The sequence below is a fragment of the Bradyrhizobium sp. USDA 4461 genome, assembly GCF_054055655.1.
This window is the reverse complement of sequence record NZ_JBSRXM010000001.1, coordinates 633355-650396: the sequence shown is the minus strand read 5'-3', so window position 1 is coordinate 650396 and position 17042 is coordinate 633355. Positions and strand designations below refer to the sequence as shown.

General features: G+C 65.9%; 15 protein-coding genes and 1 pseudogene. 8 read left to right on the top strand and 8 right to left on the bottom strand.

Annotated features, from left to right (window positions below):
• Positions 1 to 85: 85 nt before the first annotated feature.
• The 4 genes and pseudogenes from ACVINW_RS03095 (at position 86) to ACVINW_RS03080 (ending at position 3542) form a co-directional block, all read left to right on the top strand.
• On the top strand, positions 86 to 550 hold the full coding sequence (locus ACVINW_RS03095) for an Lrp/AsnC ligand binding domain-containing protein (RefSeq protein WP_024583796.1): 465 nt from the start codon (positions 86 to 88) through the stop codon (positions 548 to 550).
• Between the two features lie 94 nt (positions 551 to 644).
• The gene (locus ACVINW_RS03090; protein WP_456749946.1) at positions 645 to 1295 is read left to right on the top strand and encodes a hypothetical protein; all 651 of its coding nucleotides are present in this window, start codon (positions 645 to 647) and stop codon (positions 1293 to 1295) included.
• A 178-nt stretch (positions 1296 to 1473) separates the two neighbouring features.
• Positions 1474 to 2142 (top strand): annotated as a pseudogene (locus tag ACVINW_RS03085) (tetratricopeptide repeat protein); the annotation flags it as partial.
• A gap of 359 nt (positions 2143 to 2501) precedes the next feature.
• Entirely contained in the window at positions 2502 to 3542 is a 1041-nt protein-coding gene (locus ACVINW_RS03080; protein WP_456749945.1) for a tetratricopeptide repeat protein, read from the top strand.
• A gap of 193 nt (positions 3543 to 3735) precedes the next feature.
• Here the strand turns inward: ACVINW_RS03080 and ACVINW_RS03075 are convergent, their stop codons facing one another.
• The 5 genes from ACVINW_RS03075 to ACVINW_RS03055 form a co-directional block, all read right to left on the bottom strand.
• Positions 3736 to 3936 carry a cold-shock protein gene (locus ACVINW_RS03075; RefSeq protein ID WP_163149424.1) on the bottom strand — a complete coding sequence of 67 codons (201 nt, stop codon included), beginning with the start codon at positions 3934 to 3936 and terminating at the stop codon, positions 3736 to 3738.
• 286 nt (positions 3937 to 4222) lie between these two features.
• Entirely contained in the window at positions 4223 to 4534 is a 312-nt protein-coding gene (gene sorB, locus ACVINW_RS03070; protein ID WP_456749944.1) for a SorB family sulfite dehydrogenase c-type cytochrome subunit, read from the bottom strand.
• Positions 4535 to 4545: 11 nt separating this feature from the next.
• Positions 4546 to 5745, bottom strand: coding sequence for a SorA family sulfite dehydrogenase catalytic subunit (gene sorA, locus ACVINW_RS03065; protein ID WP_456749943.1), 1200 nt, complete (start codon positions 5743 to 5745; stop codon positions 4546 to 4548).
• A gap of 221 nt (positions 5746 to 5966) precedes the next feature.
• Complete coding sequence (locus ACVINW_RS03060) at positions 5967 to 6194, bottom strand: hypothetical protein (protein WP_194459279.1); 228 nt, start codon at positions 6192 to 6194, stop codon at positions 5967 to 5969.
• A 161-nt stretch (positions 6195 to 6355) separates the two neighbouring features.
• Positions 6356 to 8101: an adenylate/guanylate cyclase domain-containing protein gene (locus ACVINW_RS03055; RefSeq protein ID WP_456749942.1), complete on the bottom strand. Its 1746-nt coding sequence runs from the start codon at positions 8099 to 8101 to the stop codon at positions 6356 to 6358.
• Positions 8102 to 8317: 216 nt separating this feature from the next.
• On the opposite strand from ACVINW_RS03055, the gene ACVINW_RS03050 reads away from it, so the two are divergent.
• The gene (locus tag ACVINW_RS03050) at positions 8318 to 9868 is read left to right on the top strand and encodes a glycosyltransferase family 39 protein (protein WP_456756282.1); all 1551 of its coding nucleotides are present in this window, start codon (positions 8318 to 8320) and stop codon (positions 9866 to 9868) included.
• Between the two features lie 219 nt (positions 9869 to 10087).
• Here the strand turns inward: ACVINW_RS03050 and ACVINW_RS03045 are convergent, their stop codons facing one another.
• Both ACVINW_RS03045 and ACVINW_RS03040 read right to left on the bottom strand, forming a co-directional pair.
• The gene (locus tag ACVINW_RS03045) at positions 10088 to 11119 is read right to left on the bottom strand and encodes a YcjF family protein (protein WP_456749941.1); all 1032 of its coding nucleotides are present in this window, start codon (positions 11117 to 11119) and stop codon (positions 10088 to 10090) included.
• On the bottom strand, positions 11116 to 12579 hold the full coding sequence (locus tag ACVINW_RS03040; RefSeq protein ID WP_456749940.1) for a YcjX family protein: 1464 nt from the start codon (positions 12577 to 12579) through the stop codon (positions 11116 to 11118). Before ACVINW_RS03040 ends, ACVINW_RS03045 begins: the two co-directional genes overlap by 4 nt.
• A 183-nt stretch (positions 12580 to 12762) precedes the next feature.
• Here ACVINW_RS03040 and trhA point away from each other — a divergent pair, with 183 nt between their 5' ends.
• Together trhA and ACVINW_RS03030 are read left to right on the top strand one after the other, a co-directional pair.
• A complete protein-coding gene (trhA, locus tag ACVINW_RS03035) occupies positions 12763 to 13458 on the top strand; it encodes a PAQR family membrane homeostasis protein TrhA (RefSeq protein WP_456749939.1) in 696 nt (231 codons plus the stop codon).
• Between the two features lie 221 nt (positions 13459 to 13679).
• The gene (locus ACVINW_RS03030) at positions 13680 to 14474 is read left to right on the top strand and encodes an SDR family oxidoreductase (RefSeq protein WP_456749938.1); all 795 of its coding nucleotides are present in this window, start codon (positions 13680 to 13682) and stop codon (positions 14472 to 14474) included.
• 282 nt (positions 14475 to 14756) lie between these two features.
• Here ACVINW_RS03030 and ACVINW_RS03025 read toward each other — a convergent pair whose 3' ends face one another.
• A complete protein-coding gene (locus ACVINW_RS03025; protein WP_456749937.1) occupies positions 14757 to 15371 on the bottom strand; it encodes a TetR family transcriptional regulator in 615 nt (204 codons plus the stop codon).
• A 91-nt stretch (positions 15372 to 15462) separates the two neighbouring features.
• On the opposite strand from ACVINW_RS03025, the gene ACVINW_RS03020 reads away from it, so the two are divergent.
• Positions 15463 to 17004, top strand: coding sequence for a 4-hydroxyphenylacetate 3-hydroxylase family protein (locus tag ACVINW_RS03020; protein WP_456749936.1), 1542 nt, complete (start codon positions 15463 to 15465; stop codon positions 17002 to 17004).
• Positions 17005 to 17042 lie beyond the last annotated feature (38 nt).

The following is a 17042-nucleotide window of genomic DNA, read 5'->3' as shown; positions in this document are numbered from 1 at the left end:
CTACGCGCCCGTGGACCGTAGTTCGATAGACAAATTAGCAGATTTACCTTAGAAAATCAGGACAGACTATCTTGTTGCCGTAGATATGACAGAGATTGACAAGACAGACCGCAAAATCCTCTCGATCCTGCAAGGGGATGGGAGGATTGCCAATGTGGAGCTGGCCGAACGGATCGGCCTGTCGCCGACCTCGGTCGGCGAACGGCTGAAGCGGTTGCAGCGCGACGGCTTTGTCGAGGGCTATGGCGCAAGGCTCAACCCGCACCGGCTCGGGCTCGGCCTGCTGGTGTTTGTCGAGGTGCTGCTCGACAAGACCACGCCGGATGTATTCGAGAAGTTTGCGAAGGCGGTCCAGACCGCGCCGGAGGTGCTGGAGTGTCACATGGTGGCCGGCGGCTTCGATTATCTGGTCAAGGCCCGCGTCGCCAACATGACCGCCTATCGCCGTTTCCTCGGCGAGACCCTGCTGGCGCTGCCGGGCGTGCGCGAGACGCGAACCTACGCGGTGATGGAGGAAGTCAAGCGCGATGCGCCGCTGCCGGTCGGTTGACGGCCGTTCGATGTGATCCACAGCCATGCGCCGGATGTATTGGCATCGTGACGCGCCCGCGATAATCCTGTCGTGCAGGGTAGGGCAGTGGTTCATGGAAGACGCCGATCAGCCGATACGGATCAAGCGAGCCGGGTTTGCCGGTGCGCTTGCCGCGCTCATGCTTGCGCTGCCCTCAGCGGCGCCGGTCCGCGCGGCCGAGCTCAGCTCCGGCATTATGCAACTCTATACCTCGGTCTCGATCTATCCGCCGTCGGCCTCGACGATGACCGTGTGCTACGGCTTCGTCTGCCGGCGCCGCGAGATGCTCGACTTCAACGCAGCCGACAGGGCGGCGCTGAGCAGAATCATGGCCACCGGCCGCGCCAACGCGGCCGCCGAACGCGCGGCCGTGCAAAAGGCGGTGATCTGGTTCGACCGCCGCATGGGGCCGATCCTCGGCACCGACAAGCGCGTGGCGAAGGCGGACTTCCGCGCCAACGACGACAAGCACAATTACGATTGCTGGGACACGACGCGCAACACGACCAGCCTGATGCTGGTGATGCAGTCATGGAATCTGTTCAAGTTCCACGACGTCGGCGATCCCCACTACCGCGGGTTCTCGCTGGGGCAGACGCCGCACAATACCGCCGTTCTGCTCGAACGCGCCACCAAGGTGGAATGGGCCGTCGATCTGTGGCCCCGCGGCTATCTGCAGCCGCCAGACGTCATGACCGTCGCCGAATGGGTGACGGAAGATTGAACGGCCGAGTGTTGCCGCCGCGTGTTCCGTGGTGTTCCACTCCCGTTGATTTTAGGAGTCTGCGTCATCGGTGCTGGAACCGAACCCCAAAGTTCGACACGACGTTCTGCGCCCATCACTTTTCGAGCCAAGTGACGCGGTAAGATTAGCAGCATTCGGTCAAACCCGAGGCTACGATATGCGTCTGCGTCCGACTAGCACCGATGCCGCGACCCGTGGTGTTCGTTTCCAATTGTTGCTGGGGCTTGTGCTGCTGTGGCCGGTGCTTGCCGGCCCGGCTCGCGCCGGCGACGTCGAGGACTGCAACGGGCCGCCGACCGACAAGGCCGAGGCGGCCTGCTCGGCCATCATCGACGATGCCGCGCGCTCCACGGAGGATCGCACCAAGGCTTTCGCGGGCCGCGCGCGGGTCTATATCGGCCGCAACAAGTTCGATCAGGCCTTGAGCGATACCGAGGCTGCGCTGCAGCTGAACCCGCAATTCGTTTCGGCGCTGATCGCGCATGGCTATGTGCAGCAGCGCAAAGGCAAGGCGGATCAGGCCCGCGCCGATTTCGATCGTGCGATCGAGCTCGAGCCGAAGAACCCGTTCGGCTTCCTCGCGCGTGGTAATCTGCGCGCCGATCAGCACGCCTGGAGCGATGCGATCTCGGACTACGACCAGGCGATCACGCTGCGACAGGATCTGCCCGCGGCCCATGTCGGACGGGCGCGGGCCTATGTCGAATCCGGGCTGCCCGATGCGGCGCTGGCCGACGCCAACACCGCGATTGCCGTCAATGCGAACACGCCGAACGCGTTCTACTGGCGCGGCCAGGCCTACCGGCGCAAGGGCGACATCGATCACGCGATCGAGGATTTCTCCCGCGCGATCGCGCAGGCACCGCAGACCGAGCGCAACGCCTATTTCGCCCGCGCCCAGCTCTACAGCGCCAAGGGCGACTACGTCCGCGCCATTGGCGACTTCGATTGGCTGTTGAAGGTTCTTCCCGACAACAAGGAGATCCAGCAGCAGCGCCAGCAGGCGCTCGCGATGCAGGCCGAGCTGGCGAAGGCCGGTGCGGCTCCGCAATCGCCGGCGGCGTCGGCTCCGGCGGCGCGCGGCCGTCCGCTCCAGCCGCGGCCGCGAGCAATCAGCAGATCGAGCAGGCAAAGCAGTTCATCGCGCAGGGCAATTTCGCCGGTGCCATCGGCAGTCTCAGCCAGGTGCTCAGCGGTGAACCGCGCAACGAGACGGCGCTGCGGCTGCGCGCAATGGCCTATTCACGGCTCAGCCGGCTGGCGGAGGCGCGCAACGACTTCAACGATCTGCTCAAGCTCAAGCCGAACGATCCCCAGTTGCTCGCCTTCCGCGCGCTCAATGCCGCAGGCTTGCGGCAGTTCGACGAAGCCACCGCCGACGCCAGCCGCGCCATCACGCTCGACCAGAACAACTCGCTGGCTTACCTGGCGCGGGGCCTCGTCAAGGCGAGCACCGGCAAGGTGCAGGATGCGCTCGCCGATTACGATCATTCGATCTCGCTCAATCCCAAGGAGACGCTCGCCTACACCGAACGCGGCCTCGCTTATTTCGGCCTCAACCAGCTCGACAAGGCGCTGTTGGATTTCGATCAGGCCCTGGCGCTGGTGCCGACCAATCTGGTCGCCAAATCGTGGCGCGGACTTGCGCTGATGCTCAAGGGCCGCGCCGACGAAGGACTGGTCGACATCAACGGGGTACTGGAGCGAAGTCCCAACAATCCGACGGCGCAGCTCGGCCGCGCGCTCGCGATGCTGACCTCGGCGCAATATGACCGCGCCGTCGCCGCCTTCGACCAGATCGTTGCCAGGGCGCCCAACGATCCCTTCGCGCATGTGCTGCGCGCGCGGGCCTATCTCGGGCTGAAGAAGCCGGATGATGCGATGAAGGATCTCAATCTGATCCTGAGCACGCGGCCCGATTATCTGGCCGCGCTGACGCTGCGCGGCATCACCTGGTCGGCGCTGCGCAACTACGACAAGGCGGTCGAGGATCTCGATCGGGCGATTGCGCAGAAGGAGACCGTTGAGGGCCTGTTCGCACGCGCCAAGGCGCACGAGGCGCTCAACCATGCCGACAAGGCGACCGAGGATTTCCGCAAGGCCACCCAGCTCGCGCCGTCGAGCGTGTTCGACGTGCTTGCGCAGGCCGAGTCGAAGCGGAAAATCCAGGAGCTGTCGAAGCGGGTGCCGTGCGGCAGCAGCGGCCAGGGTGGCACCTGCCTGTGACGCGGCGGCCCGGTAGCCGCGACGTCCGCAACGGGAAACAGCAAAGCGCGCGATCGATCGCGGCCGAAAAGTTCAACGTCGTGGCGCGCGGGCATCGTGCCCGCCCCGCCGAACGTCACGTTGTGTAATGTTGGATCGGCCCCCACTCCCGGATGGCGTCCGAGAGTGCGCCGCCGGATCTGGCGCTGACGCGCTAGACCTTCAGGTTTTCGGCGGACGTCTTGCCGCGATTTGCAATTTCTTCGTATTCAACCGACTGGCCTTCATTGAGGCTCTGAAGGCCGGCCTTCTGAACTGCTGAAATATGCACGAAAATGTCCTTGCCGCCCGATGCGGGCTGGATGAATCCGTAGCCTTTGGTCGGGTTGAACCACTTCACTGTACCTTTGGGCATTCCAGTCGTCTCCGCGGAATCAATCGAAAACAGACCAGCCGGTCCCCGCACAAACCGGCTTGTCCGTACCGCACAGGATAGCAGTTTGAAAAAAGCTGGGTAGATCAAACCACGGTGTGTTTTTGCCCGGAAACAACCCGCTTTGCGGGGGTTTGGTGCCGGATTGCCTGTTTCGTGGTCAATTGATGCGCTGCAAAATGGTCGGTTCCGCCGAACCCGAATTGACCAAGCGGCCCCGCGCGCGGGCCGTTCAGCTGCCGCGCGCGGGGGATCGATCGACCGCCTCTCAATAGGTCGCGGAGAGATACTCGACGATCTTGCCGACGTCCGCCTGATCGATCGGCGCACCGTAGACCTTGATCATCTTGGTCACCTCGGCCTGCCAGAAGTCCTTCTTGAACTTCTCGCCCTGCGGCTGGGTCTTGATGTAGTCGGCCGAGTGGCAGCCGGTGCAATTGCTCTGCACCACGTCGAGGTTGGGCCCTGGCTTGAGCGCCGCAGTCTCCTCGGGAAGCGTGTAGTTGACGGGCGCGGCCATCGCAGCTCCGATCGACAGCACGGCGATCGCGGCGAAGGTGAGAAGCAGCTTGCTGGTCATGATGCTTCTCCTCACGCCGCGGTGACGCGCACGGTTTCGACGACGTTGCGCAGATAGCCGGCCGGATTCCACAACGGATCCATCGGCTGGGTATCGCCGGCATTGTTGGTGGCGCGCACTTTCAGTTCCGAGGGTCCGGCCGCGAGTTTCGCCGGCAGCTTCCATTCACGGAACGCGTATTTGCCGAGGTCCTTGCCGAGCTTGGCCGGTGTCCAGCTGTTGCCGCCGTCGGTCGAGACCGTGACCTCCTTGATGCCCTTGCCGCCGTCGAAGGCGATGCCGCGCAGCATGGTGCGGCCTGCTTTGACCTTGGCGCCGTCGGCAACGCTGGTGATGAACGAGCGCACCGTGAAGCGGTTGATCGGAATTGTCGCCTTCGGCGCGGTGCCGGGCTCGACCGCGTTGTTCGGCGTGTCCGGTATCCGGTAGGCGGACTTCATCCAGAAGCCGTCGAACACGCTGTCGATCACGGTGATCTCGTTGAGGTGCTTGACCCAATAGGTGCCGTAATAGCCGGGCACCACGAGGCGGAGCGGGAAGCCGTTGAGGAACGGCAGGTCCTCGCCGTTCATGCCCCAGGCCAGCATCACCTCGCCGTCGCGCGCGTGGTCAATTTCGAGCGCCTTCACGAAGTCCGGCGTCGTCTCCATCACAGGTCCATCCATGCCGTTGAAGGTGACCTGCCTGGCGCCGGCCTGCACGCCGGCCATGTCGAGCACGGTCTTCAGCGGCACGCCGTGCCAGCGCGCGCAGCCCATCGCGCCGTTGCCGAGCTGGCCGCCGGCAACGCGCGGATTGAAGAAGCCGCGGCTGTTGCCCGAGCACTGGTTGACGGCGACGAGTTCAGTGGCCTTCAGCTTGCGGATATCCTTCAGCGACAGCTTCAGCGGCTTGTCGACCTTGCCCTTGATCTCGAGCGTGAACTTGTCCGGATCGAGGTCATAGGGGATGCCGGCGAGGTGATAGCGCACGAAGAACGCATTGTTCGGCGTCAGCGGGCCGTCATTGAAGATCGCAAACGGCGTTTCCAGCTGCGGCGGCCGGCTGGTCAGACCGATCATCGGGCGCTTCTGCGGGTAGCGCACCAGCGGCCGTTCGCCATTGCCGAACGGCAGCGTCACGGTGTCGAGGGCGAAGGCGCCCCTTGATCCCAGCCCCGCCGCCAGCGCGCCCAATCCGGCGCGCTTCATCAAGTCTCGTCGATCGAGCATTCCGCTTCCTCCGAAGCTGTTCTGTCCCGGGCTGGTCATCACCAGGCCCGGATTGCCTTGCGCGCCGTCGCATCATCGACTGCGCGCGGTCACAAATGTCGCACCTGACAACTGCAAGTCAATTGAGCTTTCGCAGCGCTTACCGGCGTTGCATTGCAGTAACGAAAAGCCCCGATCGCATCAGGCGACCGGGGCATTTCGATTCCAGGTAATTGGTTCGATCAGTAGCAGACGTTCACGGTGCGATAGCGATAACCGTAGGGCGTCAGCACCAGGCGGGTGACGTAGCAGCCGGAATCGACGAAGCCGACGGAGATGCCCGGGCCACCCCAGAAGTGATGATGGTACGGATGCCAGAAGAACGGCTTGGCGGAGGCTGCGGTCGGCGCCAACGCGGCGGCAGCAAGCGTTGCGGCAGTCGCGAGGGCAAGCGTGACTTTGCGAAGCATGGTCGTCTCCTTCAGATGCGCGTTGAACGCTGTCGCGGCGCGGTTGCAGTGTTACCCATCGTCCGTCAGTCGCATCCGGGATGGGACGCGTTCGAGCATCGCTGCCGAACGCGCGTTCGGATGTGCGGAAGATCACACTCGAGGTGGGGTGGGGATTCCGGTCAGGCGGCGACGGCGCGGCGGTCGTCGACCAGCGTCGACAGCAGGCGCGTGGTCTCGACCGTGCGCACGGCCATCGGCTCGTTGCGGCCGCGGATCGCAACCTCCTGCGCCGGCAGGGCATCGTCGGCGAGGCCCGCGGTGGCGCGCACCTCGTCGGAGATGACAGCCTCGCAGGCCAGCGCTTTCGTCATGTCCTGCAGCCTTGCCGCGACGTTGACGGCATCGCCGAGCGCGGTGAACACCATGTGGTCGCGATAGCCGATATCGCCGACGATCACCTCGCCGCCATGGATGCCGATGCCGAAGCGGATCGGCTCGCGCAGATCGTGGCTGAGGAACTGGTTCAGCTCGTCGATATTGGCCGAGATCAGCGCCGCTGCGCGCAGCGCCTGGCGGCAGGCATCATGCCGCTCGGTGGTGAGTCCGAACAGCGCCAGCATGCCGTCGCCGATGAACTGGTTCGGCCGCCCGCCGGCTTCCAGCACCGCCTGCGACACCGCGCCGAGGAAACGGTTGACGATGAACACGGTGTCGAACGGCAGCCGCTTCTCGGCAAGCTGGGTCGAGCCGCGCATGTCGACGAACATGCTGACCAGATAACGCTCCTGGCCGACCCGCGCCGGATTGGCGGCGTGCGCGTTCGCCGACATCGTGCTCGGCAGGAACAGCTGGAAGAAGGTCAGGTCGCCGGTCGGGCGCAGCTGGCAGGCGAGCCGGATCGACGGATCGTCGGTGCCGACCCGGTGCAGCACGAAGGCCTCGCGCGGCGACGGCTCGGGCAAGGCGGCGTGATCGCCGATGATGCGGATGCGGCAGGTCGAGCAGCGCGCCCGGCCGCCGCAGACGCTGGCATGCGGAACGTTGTAGCGCAGGCTCGCTTCCAGCACGCTCAGCCCTTTCGGCACCCGCAGCGTGCGGCCGTTGCCATAGGACAGCGCGATCATGCCGCCGCGGCGCTCCAGCAGCGCACGCGCGCCGCGTGCGAGCAGCACGAGGCCGAGCAGGCCGAGATAGCCGATCGACAGCCCGTCGGTGATCTTCTCGAGCATGGCGCCCTGTGCTGCCGTGCCGAGCTTCTGCACCGACAGCTCCTCGCGCCGCCAGTCGGGATCCTGATAGTCCGCCACCGTGGCGCGGCCGGCCTGATAGACGCCGAGCATGGCCAGGGTCGGGATCAGCACGGCCGTCGCGAGCAGGAACGGCGCGGCCCGCTGGAAGAACGCGCGCAGCCGCAGCCAGAAATACAGGCCGATGCAGCCATGCACCCAGGCGATCACCAGCACCGCCAGCATCACCCACAGCCGGTCGGGCGAGGCGATGAAGAAGGTGTACAGCTCCTGCGGGTAGAGCTTCTCGTGCCCGTACAGGGTCTGACCGAGCCGCACGCCGACGACGTGCGCGACGATCAGCATCGGGACGCTGAGGCCGAGCGTGAGCTGCAGCGGCTCGATCGCCTTCCAGTGGAACTCGCGGCGCGAAAAAAGCGCCCAGATGCCGAGCCCGGTGTGCACCAGGCAGGCGGTGTAGAACACGATCGCGACCGGCAGGAACTGCCAGAACTCGGTGTGGTAGTGCACCCCGATCGCCATCGCCTCGGTCGAGATATTGCCGAGCGCGTGGTTGAGGAAATGGCTGATCAGGTAGGCGAACATGATCGCCCCCGTGACGAGGCGCACCTGCCGCAGGCCGACGCCGCGGGCCAAACCTTGGAGATCCTGCAGGTGCTCGCGCGAGGGGGAGGCCATGTGATTCATGATCGGCAAGTCTAGTGCTTAATTCCCGCGCTGAACACCATCGCGGGTCCGGACGGCCGCATTGGCGGGCCGTGCCGAACGTTGACACTCCGTTAAGAGTCGAACAAAAAGCGCGCCGTGACGATAGCCCCTCCCGATAACATCCGCGTTAAGCCGGCCCGTGCGCGCGCGGCGGACTGGCGCGGCGTCATCGCCGTGATCGTTGCGATGACCGCGATGCGGCTGGTCTATGCCCACGCGCTCGATCTGCGCACCGACGAGGCCTATTACTGGACCTGGTCGAAGGAGAACGTGCTGTCCTTCCTCGACCATCCGCCGATGGTCGCCTGGTTCATCCGCTTCGGCACGGCGATCCTCGGCGACACCAATCTCGGCGTCCGGCTCGGCGGCATCGTGGCGATGCTGGCGACCCAGCTGCTGCTTGCCGACATCGTCCGCCGCGCCACATCGGACAATGTCCGCGCCGTGATGCTGGCACTGCTGCTGCCGGAGGCGGCGCTGTATTACGGGCTGCTGATGGCCAAGGTCGCGCCCGACACCGCGCTGATCCCGTTTTCGGTGGCGATGCTGTGGTCGCTGGTGCGGCTCGCGCAGAGCAATGACGGGCGCTGGTGGCTCGCCGCAGGGCTGTTCGCCGGACTGGCGCTGCTGTCGAAATTCACCGCGATCATGTTCGCGCCGGCGGTGCTCGCCTTCGCGCTGGTGCCTGACTGGCGCTGGCGCTGGCTGCGCAGTCCATACCCCTATCTCGCCGCGCTGGTCGCGATCATCGTGTTCTCGCCGGTCTTGATCTGGAACGCGGAGCACGACTGGGCCTCGTTCCGCTTCCAGGCGGTGCGCGCCACCGCCGAGCGCGACCTGACCTTCCGCACACTGGGCGAGTTCATCGGCATGCAGTTCGGCCTGGTCGGCTTCGTGCTGCTGCCGGTGACGCTGTTCGCAACAGTGCTGATGGCATGGCGCGGCTATCTCAGGCGCGAGCCGGTCGCGATCCTGCTGGCGACCGCGGTGCTGGTGCCGTTGATCTACTTCCTCTGGAAGTCCCTGACCTTGCGGGTTGGCGACACCTGGCCGATGTTCCTGTGGCCGGCGGGCTTTGCCGCGGTTGCCATCAATGTCACGCGAATGCCGTTCGAGGGCTGGTCGATCGAGCTCATCAAGTCGACGGTGTATTGGGCAAGGACTGCGATTTCGACCGGCATCCTGTTCGTCGTCTGCGTCTTCCTCTATTACATGTTCGCGCCGTGGAATCTGATCGGCCGCACCGACCCGATCGGCACCGAGGCCGGCTACGACGCCGTGGCCGCGCGCGTGCTGGCGCAGGTGCAGTCGACCGGCGCGACCTGGGTCGCGACCACGGACTATCGCACCTATGCGATGCTGCGCTGGATGCTGCGCGGGAAGCTGCCGGTGATCGAGGTCAACGAGCGCGGACGCTTCCAGGGCTTTGCCGATCCCGGCATGGACAAGATCCGCGATCACACAGGCATCTATGTCGGACGCGAGCCCGAGAACAATCTGCCGCTATGGAGCGAGACATCAGCGGTCCGCCAGCCGCTGGAGCGCGTGACGCGGAGCTGGCGCGGCATGGCGATGGACACCTATGCGCTGGAGATGATCACTGGCTGGACCCCAAATCTGTCGCCGCCGCCCGACACCACCTTCTTCCGCTGGCGCGTGCTGGCGATGCATCTGGAGCCTTGCGAGATCACCTTCTCCCCTTGTGGGCGAAGGTGGCAGCCGAAGGCTGCCGGATGAGGGGTATGTCTCCGCGGGCACAGTGCATGTGGATGGATACCCCTCACCCAAGCGAGTTCGTGATGAGCACTTGAGCCGCCCTCTCCCACAAGGGGAGAGGGCGCAGCAACTGACATCGCGTGATCGTCGCATTCGTAGGGGCGGGCAAAGCGCAGCGTGCCCACCACATCTTGCGTTACTGTTGATGGTGCGCACGCTGCGCTTTGCCCACCCTACACGCTACTCCGCTTCCTCGCGCTTGCGGATCAGGTCCTTCGCCAGATCGGTCAGCGCCGGGCGCGGCAAAGCATTGAAGGGCAGCGGGCGGGTGACGTCGATCGCGGCGAGGCCGAGGCGGGCGGTCAAGAGGCCGTTGAGCATGCCTTCACCGAGCCGCTGCGAGAGTTTTGCCGCGATACCGTGGCCGAGCATCTGCTGGATCAGGCTATCGCTCGCGGCCATGCCGCCGGTGATCGCCAGATGCGCGATGACGTGGCGCAGCAGCCGGATCATGCCGAGCGCGCCGGGCCGGCCGCCATAGAGCCGCGCCAGCTGGCGGATCATCCGCAAGCTCGCCACGAACACGAACAGCACGTCGAACAGCGCGCGCGGGCTGACCGCAGTGACGACCGAGACGCGCTGCGCGGCAGATGACACCAGCCGCCGCGCCTCCTCGTCGAGCGGCGTCATCAGCTCGCGCTCGGCGAGGCGGATCATGTCGGCGCCGTCGATGATGTCATCGGTGTGGCTCTGCAGCGCGCTGCGGGCGCGGGCGAGCTGCGGGGTCTGGTGCGCGAGCTTGAGCAGATCGACAACGATCGCGCGGCTCGCGGCGCGGTCGTCGCTGATCAGCACCTCTCTAGCGCGCCGATGCAGCTTCTCGATGGTCGCAAGCCGCGCCAGGCCGACCAGTTCGCGGGTGGTGACGACGGCCAGCGCCACTGCGGCGATGACGGCGAGCGCCAGCCCGAGCACGCCGAGACCTTCGTTGCGCGCGAACAGATCCTCGACCAGATTGAGCACGCCAAGCCCGGTCCCGAGCACCACGAGGCCGGCGACCGCGCTCCAGAACAGCGTGCCCCAGCGGAAGCCGCGCCGTGCCGGCAGCAGCGGCGTATCTGTTGGCACCGGCAGCTGTGCCGGCTCGGCCTCGCGCACGATCTGGATCGTGCCGCGGGTGAGGCGGCCGGCCTCGTCCGGATCCATCACGACCACGCCGGGATCGTCGAGCTTGAACGTCGCCGGCCGCCGCGGGGGCGTCTTCTCGTTCATTGCAGTCTGTCTCCGATCAGGAACTGGAGGGCGCGGTCAAGGCGGATGTGGGGCAGCGCCGGCTCCGCGTCGCCGTTTCGTTCCAGCTTCGGTGGGCGGAAGCGCAGGAAACGATAATCGGCCGCCTCGGCGTCCGAACTGGAGAGGCCGCGGAAGCCGCCGTTGAACAGCTCCTCCGGATTGTCGGGCAGGTCGCCGGGAAAGGTCGCGACTTCGGTCTCGCCGTCGAGCCGCTCGCCGTTGGCGACCTCGCCGGGGGCCGGGGTGCCGAGGATCGACGGCAGCCGATCGCGGCCGCGTGCGACCTGCGCTTCGCGGGTGGCGCGCACCGCAGCGAGCGCCACCACGTCGATGCCGGCGCCGGCATATTCGGCACGCTCGGCGGCTTTCGCCACGATCCGCCGCAGCACGGCTTCGAGGCGGTCGTGGCTCTGATGGTGCAGATGGTCGGCCTTGGTCGCCGCGAACAGGACGCGGTCGATGCGCGGCCGGAACAGCGCGCTCAGGATCGTGCTGCGGCCGATCCGGAAGCAGTCGAGGATGCCGGCGAGCGCGGCCTCGAGGTCGTGCAGCGCCTCGGGGCCGGCGTTGAATGCGGCGGGCGCATCGGCTAGCACGATCTGGCGATCGAGCCGCGCGAAGTGATCGCGGAAGAACGGCCGCACCACGACGTCCTTGTAGGCCTCGTAGCGCCGTCGCATCATGGCCCACAGGGAGCCGTCCGGCGCGCTGCCGTCGATGGGCATGTCGAGCGGTGCAAAGGTCAGCGCCGGCGTGTTGGCGAGGTTGCCCGGCATCAGGAAGCGGCCGGGCGGCAGCAGGCTCATCGCAAAGCGTTCGTCGCGGCAGGCGCGCAGATAGTCGGTGAACAGCTTTGCTTCGGCGAGCGCGGCCTGCTCGTCCTCCTTGCCCTCGGGCTTCAGCGTCGCGAGATGCGCGTGCCATGGCGCGGCGAGCTTGGCGCGCAGCGGCTCGCGCGACAGCGCAAGGCTCTCCGCCGACCATTGCTCATAGCTCTTGTTGAGCAGCGGCAGGTCGAGCAGCCATTCCCCGGGATAGTCGACGATATCGAGGGTGAGTTTGCGGTCCGCGCCATTTTGCCGCTGATACTCGATCACCAGGCGGAGCTCGGAGATGTCGCTGGTCGAGCTCGGCCATGTCCGCTCCTCGATCAGGGTGCGGACATGGTTCTCATAGGCAAAGCGCGGCACCGCATCGTCCGGCTGCGGGGCGAGATAGGCGCGCGCGATCCGCCCAGAGGCGTAGGCCTCGAACACCGGGAAGCGGCCGCCGCGGGTCAGCCCGTGCACCAGCGCGGTGATGAACACGGTCTTGCCGGCGCGCGACAGGCCGGTGACGCCGAGCCGCAGCGTCGGGTTGAACAAACCCCCGCCATAGTCGCGCAGCGCCCGCGCCGAGAGACGGGCTTCCTCGACGATATCTCGAAACCTGGGGGGCATGGAGGGTTGACGAAGACCCGGCAAGAGGAGCCAAAGGGCGGAGATCACCCGCAAGGTGGCGATTATCGGGCCGAAATCAAGCTTCACATTTCCGGCGCCTTTGCAGGCCAGGGGATTGCAACAGGATTGAACGCGCCGCGGCGCTCGCGCTACCCATATCTATCGGCACACAGGAAAGCCTGCATGACGGTCTTCCGCCTGAAGCAACTCGCCTCGAGCTCGATCCACGCGGCCGGCGCCGCATTGTGGAACTACGACCGCGCCGAGCTGATCGCCGACGGCGTCGTTCACCTCGTCGGCATCGCTTTCGGGCTGGTGGCCGCCACTGCGCTGATCGTGCTGACCGCGGTCTATGCCGGCCCGTTCGATGTTGCCGTGGTGTCGGTCTATGTCGCCGGCCTGCTCGCGATGCTGACGCTGTCGGCGACCTATAATCTCTGGCCGGTGTCGCGCGCCAAATGGGTGCTGCGGCGCTTCGATCACTCCGCGATCTATCTCTTGATCGCCGCGACCTATACGCCGTTCATCGTGGAACTAAAGGAAAGCTATTTTGCGATTGCGCTCTTGGTCGGTGTGTGGTGCGTCGCGATCGTCGGGATCTGGCTCAAGCTCCGTTATCCCGGCCGTTTCGACCGGCTCTCGGTCGGGCTTTACCTTGCGATGGGCTGGAGCGGCATCATGCTCTACGACCGCGTCGTCAAGGCGCTGCCGACGATGGCGCTCGGCTTCGTGCTGGCCGGCGGCATTCTCTACAGCCTCGGCGTGATCTTCCACTCCTGGCGGCGGCTGCGCTTCCAGAACGCGATCTGGCACTGCTTCGTGCTGTGTGGCGCCGCCTGCCACTACACGGCGGTATTCGACGTCATGCTGGCGAGCTGAAGGTCTCGCCATCCGCCGCGGATGGGCTATCATGTTTCGTGATAGGCCCGTTCAGCCCCTCACCGTCACCCTGAGGAGCCGCGTAGCGGCGTCTCGAAGGGTCGACGGCCACCAGCCGGGCCGTCCTTCGAGACGCGCTCCGCGCTCATCAGGATGACGGGAGGCGCAGGGTTGGGTGAGCAAATCGACAGCGAGCAAGCAAAGATATCGGGAGGACGGCCATGCAGGTGGCAGGTAAAGTGGTGGTGGTCACCGGCGGTGGCAATGGCATCGGCAAGGCGCTGTGCGAGGCGTTCCATGCCGCGGGCGCAGCCAAGGTCGTGGTGGTCGACCTCGATCATGCCGCGGCCGAAAAGGTCGCAGGCTCGGTCGGCGGCGCCGCTTTCAAATGCGATGTCGGGCAGGAGAAGAACGTCCTGCATGTGATCGAGGAGACCGAGCGCATGTTCGGCCCGATCGCGCTGTTCTGCTCCAATGCCGGCATCGGCGGCGGCTTCGATCCGCTGTCGAAAAACGCCGGCGGCACCTCGGACGAGCCGTGGTCGCGAAGCTGGGCGATCCATGTGATGGCGCATGTCTATGCCGCGCGGCATCTGGTGCCGCGGATGAAGGCGCGCGGCGAGGGTTATTTCCTCAACACGATCTCCGCCGCGGGCCTGCTGTCGCAGGTCGGCAGTCCCGCTTACTCGACCACCAAGCACGCCGCAGTCGGCTTTGCCGAAAACCTCGCGATCTCGCACCGCGCCGACAACATCAAGGTTTCGATCCTCTGCCCGCAAGGCGTCGACACCAACATGCTGCGCTCGATCCCGAAGGGGCCGCAATCCGGCGACGGCGATCTCACCGCCGAGCAGGTCGCGCAGGACGCGCTGAAGGGCATCGAGCAGGAGAGCTTCCTGATCCTGCCGCACCCGCAGGTGCTCGGCTACATGCGCAAGAAGACCGAGAACTACGACCGCTGGATCGGCGGCATGGCCAAGATCCAGGCCAAGATGCGCGAGGCTTACGGGAAGTGAGACCCGTAGCCCGGATGGAGCGCAGCGCAATCCGGGGCGGGCGTCGTCGCGTGAATCCCGGATTTCGCTGCGCTCCATCCGGGCTACAATACTGATTGCGCAACTCGCTGCGACGTGGGGTGAGCACATTGGTCAGGCTCCCTCCCCCGCATCCGCCAAGAGGCTTCGGCGGACAAGAGGGGGGAGGGAACCCTTCCGCCGGTGCCATTCTCATTTGTGCGGGTGTCCATCGCGTGATCAGCGCAATTGGCTCGCGAAATCGGATTGATCGTCAGCCTAGCCTCACTCCTTGCCGAGCTGCGCAATCTTTTCGCGCAGATAAGCGTCCATCAGATCGGGCGCGGAGGCGCCGAACATCCTGATGCGGCCGGTGTGCAGCAACAGCAGCAGGCCGGTGGCGTGGGCGAAGCAATCGACCATCACGGTGTTCGCCTTCTGCTTCGACGCACCGAGTGCTTCGGCCGCCTCGGCGATCGGATGCAGCGCGGCCTCCAGCGCGGCGTTGAGCACGTAGTCGCGGTCGTGGCCGAGCCCGGCCGGCTTCATGCCGCCGCGGAACAGATAGAAGCCGAGATCGAGGTCGCGCGGGTTCTCAGCATAATAGCGGAAGAAGCCCATTCCCGCGGCGTGCAGCCTCTGCTTGGCGCCGCGCGTGGTCGCGACCGCCGTGCTGACGGCTTGCCCGAGCGAGGCCAGCGATTGCCGCAGCACCTCGGCATAGATTGCTTCCTTGGAATCGAAATGGAAATACAGCGCCGCCGGCGTGTAGCCGGCGCGCGTCGCGATCGCCCGCAGGCTCGCGCCCTCGAGGCCTTCTTCGGCGAACACGCTGCGCGCCGCATCCAGGATCAGCTCCCGCTTGTGGCGGCTGACCGCCTCCTTCCTGCTCTCGCGCATCTGCATGTCCGGTTCGATTCCGTTCTTGACTCAATTCTAACAGTGTTCAATAATTTAACAACATTCAAATAAATGAGCAAGGGAGAGCGCCATGCTGATGACGGCTGCGGACTACCGGGACTCCCTGCGCCGCTACAAGCCACGGGTTTTCGTCAATGGCCAGGCCGTGGCGAGCGTCGCGGACGAGCCGTTGCTGGCGCCGGGCGTCGCCGGCGTCGGCGTGACCTACGATTTCGCGCACCGGCCTGAACACGTGCCGATCATGACGGCGCGGCAGGGCACGTCGGGCAAGACCGTCAACCGCATGCTCCACATCAATGAGCGCTCGCAGGACCTGCTCGACAAGCTCGAGGCGGTGCGGCTGGTGTGCCGGACATCGGGCTGCGCCCAGCGCTATCTCACCCATGATGCGCTGAACGGTCTCTATCAGGCGACCAGGCTGACCGACGATCGCCATGGCACCGACTACAGCCAGCGCTTCCTCAACTATCTGCACCAGGTGCAGGACCAGGACCTCACGCTCGGCGTCGCCATGACCGATGCCAAGGGCGATCGCTCCAAGCGGCCAGGCCTGCAGGCCAATCCGGACGTCTATGTCCACATCAAGGAGCGCCGCCGCGACGGCATCGTGATCCGCGGCACCAAGGCGATCGTCACCGGCGCGCCGTACATGCACGAATTCCTGGTCATGCCGTGCCGCACCCACGCGCCCGACGACAAGGATTTTGCGGTGTGCTGCGCCGTGCCGGTCGATGCACCCGGCGTCACCATCGTCGCGCGTCCCGCCGGCCGGCCCGGCGACGCCTCGGCAAAGTTCTCGGCGAAGTATGGCCAGTCGGTCGGCGTCGTGATGTTCGACGATGTGTTCGTGCCGCACGACCGCGTGTTCCTCGCCGGCGAGACCGAGGAGGGCGGTTTCCTCACTACCTCCTATGCTACGCATCACCGCCACTCCTGCATCGGTGCGCGCGCCGGCTTCGGCGATCTCCTGATCGGCGCCGGTGCTCTGATGATCGAGGCCAACGGGCTCGATGCCGAGAAGCACGCCCATATCCGCGAGGCGATGGTCGAGCTCATCACCATCACCGAGAGCTTTTACGCCTGCGGCGTCGCGTCATCGGTCTACTGCACCAAGGACCCGGCCGGCTCGGTGATGCCGGATGCGGTGTTCTCCAACATCGGCAAACTCTTGTTGGCGACCAAGATCTACGACATGCACCGCGTGGCGCATTACGTTTCGGGCGGCCTGATCGTGGCGCTCCCGGGTCCCGACGAGGACCACAATCCCGAGACGCGCGCCTCGCTCGCCGCCGTGATGGGCGGGCGTCCGGATATTCCCGCCGAGCAGCGCGCCGAGGTGGCGCGGCTGATCGAGGACCTCACCGTCTCGCACGAAGCCGGCTGGTATTCGGTGATCTCGCTGCACGGCGGCGGCTCGCCGGAGGCGATGAAGCGCGAGATCTGGCGCAACTATCCCGTGATGGAGAAGGCCGAGCTGGTCGAGAATCTGCTCGGCCGCGGCCTGGTCGACGACGGACAGCAGGTGTCGAAACAACCCGGCCGCTGCTGCGCCACCGGCTGCGAAGTGCCGGCGCCGCCGGCGGTGGAGCACGAACCCGCCCTCGTAAGGTGAGCAACTGGACGGGCTCCCTCCCCCCTTGCGGGACCGCA

Bases quoted from the DNA above. Each gene is read 5' to 3' on its own strand.
- ACVINW_RS03060 (WP_194459279.1), bottom strand. From the start codon at position 6,194: ATGCTTCGCAAAGTCACGCTTGCCCTCGCGACTGCCGCAACGCTTGCT.
- ACVINW_RS03020 (WP_456749936.1), top strand. From the start codon at position 15,463: ATGCTGATGACGGCTGCGGACTACCGGGACTCCCTGCGCCGCTACAAG.
- ACVINW_RS03040 (WP_456749940.1), bottom strand. From the start codon at position 12,579: ATGCCCCCCAGGTTTCGAGATATCGTCGAGGAAGCCCGTCTCTCGGCG.
- ACVINW_RS03045 (WP_456749941.1), bottom strand. From the start codon at position 11,119: ATGAACGAGAAGACGCCCCCGCGGCGGCCGGCGACGTTCAAGCTCGAC.
- ACVINW_RS03055 (WP_456749942.1), bottom strand. From the start codon at position 8,101: ATGGCCTCCCCCTCGCGCGAGCACCTGCAGGATCTCCAAGGTTTGGCC.
- ACVINW_RS03025 (WP_456749937.1), bottom strand. From the start codon at position 15,371: ATGCGCGAGAGCAGGAAGGAGGCGGTCAGCCGCCACAAGCGGGAGCTG.
- sorB (WP_456749944.1), bottom strand. From the start codon at position 4,534: ATGACCAGCAAGCTGCTTCTCACCTTCGCCGCGATCGCCGTGCTGTCG.
- ACVINW_RS03090 (WP_456749946.1), top strand. From the start codon at position 645: ATGGAAGACGCCGATCAGCCGATACGGATCAAGCGAGCCGGGTTTGCC.
- ACVINW_RS03075 (WP_163149424.1), bottom strand. From the start codon at position 3,936: ATGCCCAAAGGTACAGTGAAGTGGTTCAACCCGACCAAAGGCTACGGA.
- ACVINW_RS03030 (WP_456749938.1), top strand. From the start codon at position 13,680: ATGCAGGTGGCAGGTAAAGTGGTGGTGGTCACCGGCGGTGGCAATGGC.
- trhA (WP_456749939.1), top strand. From the start codon at position 12,763: ATGACGGTCTTCCGCCTGAAGCAACTCGCCTCGAGCTCGATCCACGCG.
- sorA (WP_456749943.1), bottom strand. From the start codon at position 5,745: ATGCTCGATCGACGAGACTTGATGAAGCGCGCCGGATTGGGCGCGCTG.
- ACVINW_RS03095 (WP_024583796.1), top strand. From the start codon at position 86: ATGACAGAGATTGACAAGACAGACCGCAAAATCCTCTCGATCCTGCAA.
- ACVINW_RS03050 (WP_456756282.1), top strand. From the start codon at position 8,318: ATGACCGCGATGCGGCTGGTCTATGCCCACGCGCTCGATCTGCGCACC.